The 14,138-nt window shown below is 40.8% G+C and carries 13 protein-coding genes; 2 read left to right on the top strand and 11 right to left on the bottom strand.

Annotated elements, in window-relative coordinates:
- Positions 1–12 precede the first annotated feature (12 nt).
- On the top strand, positions 13–1,182 hold the full coding sequence (gene porV, locus DRW42_RS09700) for a type IX secretion system outer membrane channel protein PorV (protein WP_113948626.1): 1,170 nt from the start codon (positions 13–15) through the stop codon (positions 1,180–1,182).
- A 465-nt stretch (positions 1,183–1,647) separates the two neighbouring features.
- On the opposite strand, the gene DRW42_RS09695 is transcribed toward porV, so the two are convergent.
- Both DRW42_RS09695 and DRW42_RS09685 read right to left on the bottom strand, forming a co-directional pair.
- On the bottom strand, positions 1,648–2,346 hold the full coding sequence (locus tag DRW42_RS09695; RefSeq protein WP_147243704.1) for a hypothetical protein: 699 nt from the start codon (positions 2,344–2,346) through the stop codon (positions 1,648–1,650).
- A 341-nt stretch (positions 2,347–2,687) separates the two neighbouring features.
- Positions 2,688–3,548 (bottom strand): alpha/beta fold hydrolase, encoded by an 861-nt coding sequence (locus DRW42_RS09685; RefSeq protein ID WP_113948623.1) that lies wholly within the window; start codon positions 3,546–3,548, stop codon positions 2,688–2,690.
- A gap of 376 nt (positions 3,549–3,924) precedes the next feature.
- Here DRW42_RS09685 and DRW42_RS09680 point away from each other — a divergent pair, with 376 nt between their 5' ends.
- Positions 3,925–5,310, top strand: coding sequence for a mercuric reductase (locus tag DRW42_RS09680; protein WP_113948740.1), 1,386 nt, complete (start codon positions 3,925–3,927; stop codon positions 5,308–5,310).
- A gap of 596 nt (positions 5,311–5,906) precedes the next feature.
- Here the strand turns inward: DRW42_RS09680 and DRW42_RS09675 are convergent.
- The 9 genes from DRW42_RS09675 to DRW42_RS09635 all read right to left on the bottom strand — a co-directional run bounded on the left by DRW42_RS09675 (position 5,907) and on the right by DRW42_RS09635 (position 13,845).
- On the bottom strand, positions 5,907–6,479 hold the full coding sequence (locus DRW42_RS09675) for an RNA polymerase sigma factor (RefSeq protein ID WP_113948622.1): 573 nt from the start codon (positions 6,477–6,479) through the stop codon (positions 5,907–5,909).
- 91 nt (positions 6,480–6,570) lie between these two features.
- Complete coding sequence (locus tag DRW42_RS09670; protein ID WP_113948621.1) at positions 6,571–7,338, bottom strand: SDR family oxidoreductase; 768 nt, start codon at positions 7,336–7,338, stop codon at positions 6,571–6,573.
- Between the two features lie 14 nt (positions 7,339–7,352).
- Entirely contained in the window at positions 7,353–8,006 is a 654-nt protein-coding gene (locus tag DRW42_RS09665; protein ID WP_113948620.1) for a TMEM175 family protein, read from the bottom strand.
- 21 nt (positions 8,007–8,027) lie between these two features.
- The gene (locus DRW42_RS09660; RefSeq protein WP_244215234.1) at positions 8,028–9,032 is read right to left on the bottom strand and encodes an L-histidine N(alpha)-methyltransferase; all 1,005 of its coding nucleotides are present in this window, start codon (positions 9,030–9,032) and stop codon (positions 8,028–8,030) included.
- Positions 9,033–9,079: 47 nt separating this feature from the next.
- Positions 9,080–10,279, bottom strand: coding sequence for an MFS transporter (locus tag DRW42_RS09655; RefSeq protein ID WP_113948738.1), 1,200 nt, complete (start codon positions 10,277–10,279; stop codon positions 9,080–9,082).
- 22 nt (positions 10,280–10,301) lie between these two features.
- Positions 10,302–11,567 carry an ergothioneine biosynthesis protein EgtB gene (egtB, locus tag DRW42_RS09650; protein ID WP_113948619.1) on the bottom strand — a complete coding sequence of 422 codons (1,266 nt, stop codon included), beginning with the start codon at positions 11,565–11,567 and terminating at the stop codon, positions 10,302–10,304.
- Between the two features lie 61 nt (positions 11,568–11,628).
- Positions 11,629–12,504 (bottom strand): alpha/beta fold hydrolase, encoded by an 876-nt coding sequence (locus tag DRW42_RS09645; protein ID WP_113948618.1) that lies wholly within the window; start codon positions 12,502–12,504, stop codon positions 11,629–11,631.
- A 184-nt stretch (positions 12,505–12,688) separates the two neighbouring features.
- Positions 12,689–13,228: a TetR/AcrR family transcriptional regulator gene (locus tag DRW42_RS09640; protein WP_113948617.1), complete on the bottom strand. Its 540-nt coding sequence runs from the start codon at positions 13,226–13,228 to the stop codon at positions 12,689–12,691.
- A gap of 74 nt (positions 13,229–13,302) precedes the next feature.
- Entirely contained in the window at positions 13,303–13,845 is a 543-nt protein-coding gene (locus DRW42_RS09635; RefSeq protein WP_113948616.1) for a TetR/AcrR family transcriptional regulator, read from the bottom strand.
- Positions 13,846–14,138 lie beyond the last annotated feature (293 nt).

The following is a 14,138-nucleotide window of genomic DNA, read 5'->3' as shown; positions in this document are numbered from 1 at the left end:
AAACCATACTCCATGAAAGGCTACTCGCTTGCTATAACAGTACTATTGATCAATTTTTTTACAATTGATGTTTTTGCTCAGGATACCGGTGGGAGGAGCAGTGGAAGGTCGTCGAACGAAATCGTCACAGCAGTACCGTTCTTAAGCGTTTCCCCGGATTCAAGATCTGGTGCGTTGGGCGATGCGGGCGTTGCCATATCGCCTGATGCGAACGCCCTATATTGGAATCCCTCAAAAATTGCATTCCTTGATCATGGAGGCCTGTCGGTTTCTTACAGCCCATGGCTTAGAAGCCAGGTGCCGAATGTATTTCTTTCTTACGGCAGCTATGTGCAGCCGTTGGATCAGCACAGCGCATTCGGTGCATCCTTCAGGTATTTCAATCTTGGTAGCGTAGATTTATATGATAATGAGAGGAATTCACAGGGCAGTATACGCCCTTATGAATTTTCTGTAGATGGCTCTTATGCCCGTAGCTTTGGAGAAAATTTCTCAGCGGGTCTATCATTGCGTTACATTTATTCCTCATTGGAAGGAACTGTAACTAATCAGGGTGCCTATAGTCAGGGAAATAAGGTTTTTGCCGCTGATGCCTCATTTTATTTTAAAAAAAATACGCTGATTTTTGGTAAAGAGTCTTTGTTTGCTATCGGATTAAATATCTCAAACATTGGCAGCAGAATAAGTTACAATCAGGATGGTAAAAAATATTTTTTACCGACCAATTTGAAACTTGGGACAGCAAATACCTGGTTTACCGATGGTTACAGTGCTATTACATTAGCTTTCGATATTAATAAATTGCTAGTGCCTACCCCACCTATTAGGGATGCAGAAAATAGGATAATTAAAGGACATGATGATGATAAAACATTGGTGGAAGGTATTTTTAAATCATTCGGCGATGCTCCGGGAGGATTAAAGGAAGAGCTCGATGAAATAAGCTTTTCTACAGGACTGGAATACTGTTATGATAATAGGTTCGCTTTACGGGCCGGTTATTTTTATGAGAACCCGAATAAAGGTAATAAAGGTTATTTTACCCTTGGTACTGGCTTCTGCTATCGCCAGCTTAATCTTGATTTCTGTTATCTTCAGGCTTCTCAGCAGAAGAGTCCTCTTGCTAATACAATCAGGATTTCACTTGGTTATAATTTAAAGACTAGAAGTAATTTCCACTAAATATTAATAGCAGATTAAGGATATCCTCAAATTGAAAATCAGATTTGGTTAGCAAATCAAAGTGATTGAGGACAAAGCATGGGTTTGCTCTAAAAATCATTTGAATGATATCCTGATTTTTTTGCTGGGGTCCACAATAAGCAAAATATGATAGTTGTTACTACTGCGGTGGGAGAACGGATAATTAAAGGTTGTGTTGATGATTATGGCAATATTGATCAGATTGTCAATTTTAAAAGAGCTTTAGACTACTAAATTTAGGTTTAGATTTGGTAAAAAGATCGGTGCTTGGATGAGGCCGGTCTTTTAAATTACGGCTCTCACCTGATTAAGATTTGATCTGGTGAAATTCATTGACTACCGTTTTGCGCAATCTGGTTCCAGAGATCAGGGGATACGCCCCATTGGCATAAGCACGTGCCAGCGGTGGTTGTGACCATTTTAATAAGGGGCCGTTTATCCTATCTATTTTTCAGTTTTTCTTCCTGCACATTGGGTGCATGAAATTTCAATTGAACTTACAACAGTCCAAAGACGTTTGATAACAACTGTTATTAACATCATCCCGATCAGAAAATTAATACAAGTATATGATGATAACAAAGGCAATGAAAGGATATAACCGATAGAAACATAAACTGCCAATCCCATTGCAGTTCCAAACACTACACCAGCAATGTAATACACCGTACCTTTCTGGTTTAACAAAAATTGATTGCATTTCAAATCTGATATTTGTTTTTGGAGATGCGGGAGACGGACATTAGATATGAAAGTTGTATGAATTCCCGCAAGAATTATGCATAAACATTGTGTTTGAATCCTTGAGAAGTGGAGTAATTCCGCCTTATCCGCGTTCAGATAGTGAATTGCGAGGGTGATTGTGCTAATTGTAGAAATTAGGATAACCAATATGTTCAATCCGGTCGCGTTAATTTTTTTCCTTGCCAAAATAAATGATAGTTTTGTTGTGATAATCTGGGTTAGAATGGAGGCAGCCCCGAAAAAAGCCATACCCAACTGATCATGGGTTACTGCTAAGCTGACCATTATAAGACTCGTAGGCACAAAAGGTATGGCCCGGATAAATGATTCCTTGGTAGCTGTTAAAAAGAATTCCGATCGATAGTTCATAGCCGTTAAAATTGGGATGTTTAGGATCATCGCGCTGTGTTTTGATAATGTAAAGATCCAATTTGACAGGTGAGTTAAAAATGGTTCCTTTTCCCGAATAATGGCCCAAATTTCCCGAATCGCATCGGTACATTGGTTCGCCCGGTACCAACATCGATAATCACTGATAATAATTCAGCATCCGCGTGCATCATTGTTGTATTCTACTTTGGGACTGGTTTCGAAAATAAGCCAGCCTGATATCGCGCGGTTTTCTCAATAATGCATTATAAAATACTCTTAGCGTTTTTGAAAACATCTAAGAGTACTTCTTTTCTTTCCCCATACCTAGTTTTTTTACGGCGGCCTATAGGTACATTGCATAATATTTTTTAACCGATCATAAAAGCCTTTATTTTTTCCGCAATATCCTGATGGTATTCTTCCAGAGCCAGGTGCGAAGTATCATAAACCCATAATTCCGCATTCGGGACATCCTTCTTAAAGGCCTCTGCTGCATCCAATGGAAAGAAAACATCGTTTTTACCCCAAACCAGTAACATTTCAGGCTGATAACGTTTTAAAAAATTCTGCCATTTTGGATATTCTGCAATATTGTTTCTATAATCATACAGGAGATCCAATTGAATTTCCTTTTGGCCGGGGCGTGACAGATGATAAATGGCTGTATTAATATGATCAGGATTTACAGCTTTCTCATCGCTTATCCCGTTTAAAAAAAACATTTCCATCCCTTCACGTTCAAGTAAGGGGGCCACGAGTTTTTCGGTTTCCAGATTCCTATCTGTCAAAAACGGTGCTGCGGCCACCATGGCAGGACCTAAGCCTTCCTCGTATGCGTTGGTGTTCTGCAAAATATATTTTTTGAATATAGCGGGTTGGCGTTGCGCTATCCTAAAGGCTATCGGTCCTCCATAACCGAGGGCATAAACGCTGACATCACTCATTCCAAGCTGGTTTATTAACAGCTCGATTACTTTGGACAGATTTTCAAAGCTATATTCAAATTCATTTGGCTTAGGTGTTCCGCTGTTCCCAAAGCCGGGAAAATCCGGAGCTATCATATATAGATCCTCCTGCAGATTTTGCATCAGTTGGTCAAACGCGCTCGATGAATTCGGCACTCCGTTGAGCAATATCAAATGGGGAGCATTTTTGTCCCCAGCCTCCCTGTAAAATATTTTGACCCCCTTAACAATTACTGACTTGTAACTTAACTGTTGTTTTTTCATAATCGACAAATTTCTTACGCAGTATTACTGCACTCTTATTACAATTTATATGTATCCTTCTATTAATCCGGACAGACCAAATTTAAAACAATAAAACAAAACAGACTGGTCTGTTTTGTTTTATTGTTTTTTAATGACATTTATTTATTGTCCACAAATTAATAGGTGGCAATCGGGCTTAATTGCTAAGGGATGGATGATACGGTAGATCGGTATTGATCCGGCAGATGTTTTACCCATTTTGGATTTAAGGGAAGATAAGGCTAACGGGATCAAAATAAATTTTTTCGATCCATAAGCTTTAGGTGGATTCCTTTATTGTTTATCTTGTATGCAGGCATTTCAATTTTGGGATGGTAACTTTAAATGTATGTTTATGACTCATTATGATGTAATTATAATCGGCGCCGGACAGGCAGGACTACCACTGGCCAGAAAACTTGCGAAAGCTGGCAAAAAAACATGTTTGATAGAAAAAAGATTTGTCGGTGGAACCTGTATAAATGATGGATGTACTCCAACAAAGACTATGATTGTATCCGCGAGGGCTGCTCATCAGCCAATCAAAGCAAAGCAATTAGGAATAGAAACCGGGCCTGTTTTGGTCGATTTCAAAGCTATTAAAGCAAGGAAGGATAAAATCGTGGAACAATTTAGGACAGGATCGCAAAAATCGCTCGAAACAATCGAAAATCTCACATTAATTTTTGGTGATGCGCAGTTCTCCGGTAAAAAGGATGTATTGGTAATGAAAACGGATGGAAGCCGGGAAACGGTTTCGGCGGAGTGGATTTTCATAAATACCGGAACCTCTAGTGCAGTTCCAGAGATCAGTGGGTTGAGTGATGTCGGATATCTAACATCAACTTCAATACTGGATCTGGAGGAAATTCCTGAACATCTCTTGATTATAGGGGGGAGTTATATAGCACTCGAATTTGGCCAGATGTTTCATCGTTTTGGAAGCAGGGTGACGATTTTGGAAAGGTCGGAACGTATCATGTCAAAGGAAGATGCAGATATTTCCTTGGAGTTGAGAAAAATACTTGAAAATGAGGGGCTTGGAATAATTACCGAAGCCAGGGCCGAGAAATTTACAAGGGATCATGATGGCGGGATAAAAGTAGAAATTCTTGCTGCCGGTACCATGCAAACTATAGCATGTAGCCACGTTTTGGTTGCCATTGGGCGACAACCTCAGACCGGTACATTAGCGCTGGACCAATGCGGGGTAATCTTGGATAGTAGGGGATATGTTCAGGTCAACGAGAGGCTTGAAACTAATGTTGCCGGAATCTGGGCATTGGGCGATGTTAACGGGGGACCGGCATTTACCCATATCTCATACAACGACCATATTATCGTTTATGAGAATCTTATGAACGGATCCAAATACTCAACAAAAGGGAGAACTTTGCCATATTGTATGTTTACAGATCCGCAATTGGGTCGTGTTGGGATTTCAGAACAACAGGCTAAATCCTCCGGTTTAAACTTTAAAGTTGTTACCCTACCGATGGCGAATGTAGCCCGTGGTATAGAAACGGGGGAAACTCTTGGACTCATGAAAGCTCTTGTGGACCCCGTTACAAAAAAAATACTTGGGGCGGCCATCCTTGCAGAGCAGGGTGGTGAGGTAATTTCAGTCCTTCAGATGGCAATTGAGGGCGGTATTACCTATGACCGGATCAGAAGTTACGTATTTGCCCATCCTACATATTCTGAATCCCTTAATAATTTATTTATGAAAATCCAGGATTAATCTGGCTTGTGTATTTTGACTTGACAAAATTTTCAATGAAACCTGGCCTGTTGGAAATCATAAAATTAAATAATGGGAATATTTTGTTTCTTTGGCGGAAATGGTGGTATCCGGATTCTTAGAAGATCAATAGGGGCAATGGTCGGCCGCTAAAAACGGCCATTCGTTCCCATCCATCTTAAGCCTCCTTTTTGGTCATTTGATTTCGTTCAAGAGTGCTTATTCAAGTCATTAAGCAGTTTTAGTTCCTGAAAAATGGTGCTGGATTCAAATATGAACTGTGCCCGAAGAAATCCAAATGGATGTCCTAATTGCTTCCGAATCAGAAATATATTTGTGTTCTGGTCTGCTAAGACGGGCTAATTTATGATAAACCATGTCCTGGAAGAGCGCTTTTCCTGCGAGATGATCTTCTTAAAGAGTGACAAATCAAAAGCAGGAATAATAAATCTTAGAATGAAGATAAAGAATCCGGGCAAATTGGGACATTGAGTTTCGTCTATGCTGCCTCATCAAAACCGGATGGTAAATAGCCGGAGTTCATGGTTTGGAATGAAATCCGTTGCACACTTTAGCGAAATCCTCAATTTGACATTTTAAAGAACAGAGAAGAACAAAATAATATATTGGAGTTTTTTTCTTAAAACCCCGATCGCTAAACTGATCTGTTTTTTGACGGTGTTGTCAGCGAGGTTCATCAGTTCGGCAATCTCACGGTGACTTAGATTAGCTTTCCGGCTCAGCTCAAAGATCCTTCTCATTTGCGGAGGCAACGATGCGACCTCACGTTCAATAAGTTCAGAAAGCTCACGCTCCCTTAATTGCTCATCGGTTATATTCTTTCCGGACTGGATGTGGTTTTGGAGTGATTCCACATACCTGGCCCGTACCTTGGAATATGCCATATGATTATATATCCTGTTTCTAAGCGCACGGTAGAGAAAAGATGCCAGGGGAACCGAAGAATCATATTGGTTTGCTTTTGTCCAAAGTGCAGCGAAGAGTTCGTGCAGTATATCCTCTGCTTCCTCTTCATTTCTCAGCATACGCAGGGCGTGCCGAAAAAGCGGGCCTTTATATCTATTGTAGATGGTCCCAAACGCCTTATGGTCGCCCGCTTTTAAGCGGGCAACCAATTCCTCGTCCTTCATCAATTCGGTCAGGATCATAATTTATTCTTTAATAGTGTTTAAGGGCTATATCTGCGTTTTTCCATAGGTCACGGTAGTTTGTTAAATTTTAATGTTGCACATTTTTGCCTTATATACCCCGGATTTCTCCACCATCCATCCTGATCGCCGAACCTGTCATCCATTGTGCATCTGCAGAGACCATAAAGGCAATCAGGTTTGCAATTTCGGCAGGTTCACCATACCGTGGAATTCCGGATTCTCTGAGGAATTTCTGTGATGCCTCCTCCACGGATATCTGGTTGGTCTCCGCAAGTTTGTTCAAAAAGTTTTTACGCCTATTACTCATTACCGCACCAGGAAGAAGGCTGTTTACCTGAATCCCTTCCGCTTTTCCAGTATCTGCAAATGCTTTCGCGAGCGCTACTATGGCAGCATTAATAACTGCCACAGCAGCAAAAGCTGCTTTTGGCTCTGCTGCCGAACTTCCCGATGTGAAGACCACTGAACCTCCGCTTTGCTTTAAAAATGGCCAAGCCGCTATTGTAAGTCTTCTGGCCCCATGTAATTTCATTTCTGCACCATCATTCCACTGTGCATCTGTCATGTCGAATACGGATATCTGAGGTACTGCACCAGCTATATTAATCAGTGCATCGATCCTTCCAAATCTTTGCACTGCCTGACCTACAACCTGTAAAGCTGCATCACTTTCCCTCAAATCTGCGGATATGAGTTCCAGTTCTGTCTGATCCCCGATCATACCTGCGGTTTTTTCAAGTTCTTCCATATTTCTGGCTACAAGGACCAAACCTTTAAAGTCTTCTGCCAGCCTAAGAGCTGTAGCTCTCCCGATTCCCTGACTCGCGCCGGTAATAATTGCAATTTTATTTTTCATGATTTATTTATTAACTAATTTGTTTTTATTTCTTTTTCAGAATCCACATTTATTTCTTTGTCTATTTTGCCCTCTTTTAATGGGAGTTCGGGGCGTACATAAAGCATCAGACTACACACAATCATTGTCAACCCCGAAAGAGGTGAAAAAAACGATATTGGAATTGATATTGTGAACATCATCACTGTAGCGATTGACCTTACATGTAACAGTGGGCTCCCTTTGCGTATAATTTTCACCTCATGCTTATCACATATTGTCTCATACACGATAAAAAGATAGGTTATATTTACTATCAGAAATATAAATGCATATACTGTTACCGGGATTGCTGCCAGCTCGGTTTCTGCGATCCAGGCCGTGAAAAATGGGATCAATGATACCGCAAACAGGTGTGCGAAATTTGCCCACATTAATCTTACGGATGCTTCCTTTGCATTTTTCATAAGGTAATGGTGGTTTATCCATACAATGGCAATGAACAGGTAACTCACGGCATAACTGATCCAGGTCGGCCACAATCTGAACAGTGCGTGAAATGTCGGACTTTCGGGCTTTTTAAGCTCGAGAACCATTATGGTAATCAATATGGCAAAAATCCCATCTGAAAAGAAATTTACCCGTTCCAACGAATTGTCGGTTTCTTTTTTTTCCTTTTTATTTTTCATCGTCATGCTCAAAATCTTCTGCTAAATGGCCGACCATACAGTATCTACAAACCATTTTTTTCGGCACAGGAAATTTTCTTCAGTTTTAAATCCTGCCAGTTCGCCCATTCTGCCGATTTCTTTCAGATCATATTTCTGGGAGATTTCCATGTAAATACATTCATCTTTTGCAAACTTGAACTCATACTCCCCACTCAGGGTCACCTGCTGATCCACTTTGCTGACCAAAAAACTTTTACAGCCGCCCGACTCAGGGTCATAAGTCGCGTAGTGACTGAAATTCCCGATTTTAAAATCCCCTGCGAGTTCTCTGTTTATCCTGCTTAGCAGGTTTAGGTTAAAAGCTGCAGTGATGCCTTTTTTATCGTTGTAAGCTGCTAGCACCGTATGCGGGTTCTTTTTTAGATCAATTCCTATCAGTGCCAGATCCCCCGGATTCAAATGGGCCCTCAATTCTTTGCAGAAAAGCCTGGCATCGGCAGGTGGCATATTTCCTAAGTTTGATCCCATAAAAAGTACCACTTTCCTTCGTGAAGATGCCTTCGCGGCTTTTTTTAACATGTCGAAATATTCGCCGTTTAGTCCAGTCACGTTAAGCCCCTGAATGCGTTCAGGTAGAATTTTATTTAAATAGGCTATGGTGTTATAGGATATATCTATAGGCATATAAGTGAAATCAACCTTTTCCCCAACCAGATATTCTAACAGATAACTGGATTTTGTACAATCTCCTGCACCCAGTTCTATTAAGTCAAAAGCGCCGGGTTCCCGGAGAATCGCCCCTGCAATCTCGGCAGTTCGCTCACTGAATATTTCCAGTTCACAATCAAATGGGTAGTATTCCTCACAGTTCATAATATCCTGAAAAAGTTTATCTCCCTTGGGATCATAAAAATACTTGCTCTGAAGATATTTAGGGCTGGATGCCAGCCCCTGCAACACATCTATTAAAAATTTCTCCTCAATTCCCTTCTGCGGGGGGAGTGGCATGACCGTTCCCTGTTTATTAAAATCTATATTTCCCATATCTATTTTTTTCTTCTTTCTATATTGTATTTAGCAACACCGATCAATTATCCTACTGTTCCTAATATGCGTTCCCTTTGGCTGGGCACCAGGAAAAAACCGGCTATTGCCATTACCAATGCCGCGCCAATCAATACATCAATTGGTAGTGTAAAATTCCCCGTCGCATCTCTCAGACTGCCCAATAAAAATGGGCCGATAGAGGCTACCAGATAACCAACCGCCATTACAAAAGCCGCCCAGCTGTTCGTCTGGGCCGGAGTTACCGTAAAATCAAGAGGTAATGTCATGCCTAGGGTGAATGCTGCTCCTAAACCGATCGCAGTCAGTGATATCCACAAAAGTGCAGCATCAATCCACAGATGTCCTATTCCCAATAATCCACAGGCTGCTAACAGGGCAGAACCAACTAACCATTTTCTCCGATCAGCACCTCTACTTACCAGACCGATAATAGGACTTGCCAGCATGAAACACAGCGTAAAACATCCCAAAAGCCACCCCGCACTTTCAGCCGAAATACCTCTCTCGGTCAAAGTTGCTACTGTCCAGGCCAGTAGGGAGTAGAAAATTAGGTTTACTCCGGCAAAGTAGACCGCAATTTTCCAGGCACTACCGTTTTTCCAGGGTAATAAGGCCCTCTTTCCAGGAGTTTCTGATGGGGGATTGCCTAATTCCCTCCTAGATATCAATTGCCACATTACTATGCCGGGTATGGCAATTATCCCCCATATTCCAAGCGAGATCCGCCAGCTCCCAGCATACTCTGCGATTGGGGTGGTTGATACCGCAGCGACTGTGCTACCAATCGAAAGTGTAGTGGAATATATACCGATTATCAGGGAAGTCCGGTTAGGAAACTTTTCCTTGATAAAGCCCGATAACAGTGTTCCAACTATTGCAATACCTGCACCTATTATAGCTGTAGATATAAATAATCCAGCTACATTTGTAGCCATCCCCCTGAACGCAGTTGCCATTCCGATCATTGCAAGCCCGACAAGTATCATTTTGTCGCGCCCGATTTTCTGTGCCAAATAGGGCATAGGCAACGCTAGTGCACCCATCAGAAAGTCAGGGATAGATATCAGCATGGCTACAAGTGCATGACTTAGGCCAAAACTGTCCTTTACTGCGTTGATGGACGGGCCTACCGACACCAGAGCAGGTCTTAGTGCCATTGCGATTAATACGATGCCGATTATATATAGCCGGCTATTATTATCGATCTTGATTGATTTGATCATTATGTTTTTATTGATTCTATTTTCAGTTTTCCACAAGTCGGATTCCGGTAAATTGCCAGCGTTGTTCAGGCTGGAAAAAATTTCTGTATGTTTTGCGGCTATGTCCCGGCGGTGTCACCTCTGAGCCGCCCCGCAGTACCTGCTGCCCGACCATGAATTTTCCGTTATATTCCCCGATCGCCCCGGCCGCTTTTTTAAACCTTGGATAGGGTAGGTATGCACTTTCAGTCCATTCCCAGCGTAATCCCCAATGAAATTGCTCAGAGGCTGCTTCCCATTCAAACTCCGTCGGAAGCCTTTTTCCTGCATATTGTGCGTATGCATATGCCTCAAAGTAACTCACGTGGGCCACGGCTTCATTTAAATCAAGCTTTTCGATTCCCCTGAAAGTATATGTATTCCATCCATTATCCATCATGTGCCAATAAAGCGGGCTGGATATGTTTTCTTTATTTACCCATTCCCATCCTTGGGCATGCCAGTATCTGAAATCTTTATATCCGCCATCGGCCATGAACTGTAGATACTCCCCGTTGGTCACCAACCTGGGGGCTATACTATATTCTTCAAGGTAAACTTTATGCCTGCCCATTTCGTTGTCCCAATGGAAACCTACTCCGGTAGCGCCTATCTCATATATCCCTTCCTGTTTTTTAATATTTTTATTGAGAAATTCATTTTCAGTTTTGAATTCTCCAGTACTTCTGTATTTGTAAGCTTCATTGTTTCCGTTTTGATAATGCAGGTACTTTTCATTACGATCTGTGGCAATTCTTGGTGACCGGTAATCTTTTAGGTAAGGCGGAAATAACGGGTTATGCCCCAGGATGTATTTGATGTCACTCATTAACAGTTCTTGATGCTGCTCTTCGTGATTAAGTCCCAAAATAATCAGTTCTTTAACGTGTTCTTCCATTTCCCCATTTAAAAACTCGAACATATCCGAATCCACATTCACCCTGTATCTCATTACATCCCCAGCAGTTGGCCTGCTCAGATTTCCCCTGTCTGTTCTGAGTACTCTTGTTCCGACACTTTCGTAATAACTATTAAAAACATAATTATAGTTTGGGTCAAATTCCCTATAACCTTTCACAAACTGTTTTAAAATAAAGGTTTCAAAAAACCAGGTGGTATGTCCCAGATGCCATTTTGGTGGGCTGACCTGATCGGCCGGCTGCACCACATAATCCTCTGTCTGTAATGGACGGCAGATTTCTATTGAACTGCGCCTTATTCTTTTATATAGGTCGATTAAGTCTTCCCTGTCAATGTTAAAATTGCTCATTCGGCATATTCTTTTTTATCTGCCATAAAGTTGCATCGCTCCTTTATGGCAGATATTTGCATTAATTACCTAGGTTCAGCTCTCCCAAAAAACCGAGGATTTCATCTCCGATTTCACTTACATGTGTTTCCAGGGCGAAATGTCCCGTATCAAAAAACTTCACTCTTGCCCCCGGAATATCATTCTTAAATGCTTCGGCTCCCGGTGGTAAAAAAAACGGGTCTTTACTTCCCCAAACGGCAAGCAATGGTGGTTGCGATTCCCTAAAATATTCGTGAAAAGTAGGATATAAGGCGACATTTGTGGCATAATCTTTAAATAGATCCAGTTGTATTTCTTCATTGCCGGGGCGGTCCAGAAAGAACTGGTCAAGTGTATAAGATTCCGGTGCTACGAGGCTTTCATCCTCAACACCAGTTAAATATTGCCAGCGCGTGGTATCAGCTGTAGACATGGTCCTTAATGCATTTCTATTTTCTTCGCTCGGGTCTGCCCAGTATTTTTGTATCGGTTCCCACCCGCCGCTTAAACCAACTTCATAAGCATTTCCATTCTGTGAAATGATTGCAGTGATCTTCTCTTTATTTGCTAACGCAATTCTATATCCTACAGGTGCCCCATAATCAAATACATATACCGCAAAGCGTTTTAGCGAAAGTATATTGATCAAACCCTGGATATATTTTGTCAGGTTGTCGAACGTATAACTAAACTCGGTATTAGCTGGTGCATCTGAATATCCAAAGCCAGGTAAATCTGGCGCGATTACGCGGTATTTTTCGCTTAGGATTGGAATTAGATTTCTGAACATGTGTGACGATGTAGGATAACCATGAAGCAATAATATAACCGGTGCATCAACCGGTCCAGATTCACGGTAAAAGATATTAAGGTCATCAACTTTGGTTTTGTGGTACTTTACTGTCTGTGTTTTCATTTTATTATTTTTTAATTGTGACTGATATGTATTTATTGGATATTTATTTTATTTCCTTTAGTGGTTAATTAACTGCTTTGAGATAACTTTTCATGATGTTTACTATCACTCGACTTCATCATATTGTCTATTCGATATATCAACTTTATTAGAACTGACAAGTCTGTTTTTATTTAAAAAAAATTTATAGCAATTTTCTAATTACGTTTTTAGCAGCCGTTATCGGCCAGTTCTCGTTATATATTTTATGGCCGACTAATGCTCCTTCAAAAAGGGTGTAAACCTCGTTGGCAACATCTGCCTTTCCGACGGGGTCTAATATTTCACGGAATAATATTCGCAGTTGATCTTTTTGATGGGTAACTTCCTTTCTGATTCTCTCTGCATCATGGGGAAGCTCATATACCATATTCAAAAAGTGACAACCGTAAAAGTCTTTCCTATGCATGAGTTCTTCCAGGTATTCAAAAATTCCCAATATCTTGCTCTCAGGCAATGAATGCTCTTGTGCTGCTGCAGTTAGGGCCTGGATTGTGCTTTCACCGGTCTCAGAGAGATAGGCAATTAATAAATCCTCTTTGGATCTAAAATATTGATATAATGAGGATTTGGCAATATCTGCCTCTTCAATTATCTGATTGATCCCGGTATTGCTATATCCCTGTTTATAGAACAGCAATGACGCAGTTAAAATTATTCTTTCCCTAAGCGCTGACTTTTTCATATTGTAAATATAAGATATAAATATTTAAAACAGACAAGTCTGTTTTGACTTTTTTTAAAAAAAAAATGCTGTTGTTATGCCAGCAGTTTTTTAGCAATCATTTTTGCACTTTCAACAGGCCACACCTCGTTGTGAACTTTGTTGGCTATAAGTGCACCTTCAAATAGTATGTAGATCTCGTCTGCCATCGCTTCCTTTCCAATTGGCTCAAGGATTCTCTTAAATAAATTTCTTACCCCATCTTTCTGCTTTTTAATCTGTTTATTTACACGTTCTGCTTCTCTTGGCATTTCTGATATAATGTTAAGAAAGTTACATCCATAATAGTCCTTGCGCTGAACCAAATCTGCTAAAAAATCAAAAATCGCCAAAATCTGATCTACAGGCTGACTGGATTTAATGCTCGCCTCGCGGAGTGCCTCATCCGTATCCCGTCCCGCTGTTTCCAGATAAACCATTAACAGATCTTCTTTACTTCTGAAATTTTGGTATAAGGATGATTTGGCAATACCGGATTCTTCGATAATCTGGTTTATCCCGGTATTGGCATACCCCTGTTTGTAAAACAGTCTTGCCGCAGTATCAATCAATGCCTGTCTGATGGAATTTTTTCGCATATGACAAAGGTAGAAATAATTTTCAAACAGACAAGTCTGTTTGATTTTTTTTTCATGATAAATTTTTTTGACTATTTTCAAGTTCCTACAACCATTCTCAGCAATGAAATGCCAGAATATTCTGAGATTCTAGTTCAGTTCAGATGGGTATGCAGAATTGGAGGGGTAGATCCGCTGGCGGAAGTTATACAGTGTGGTTTCTAGCTATATCTTCCCAGTGGACAGCATTTACAATTAAATTGCATTTGGAAACCTTGTTATTTAGTTTCACAGGGCTGTGACATCATGACTTA

The sequence above is a fragment of the Pedobacter miscanthi genome (assembly GCF_003315595.1).
GTDB classification, from domain to species: Bacteria; Bacteroidota; Bacteroidia; order Sphingobacteriales; family Sphingobacteriaceae; genus Pedobacter; species Pedobacter miscanthi.
Note: the sequence above shows the minus strand (reverse complement) of the source record. Positions and strands in the feature narration are given on the sequence as shown.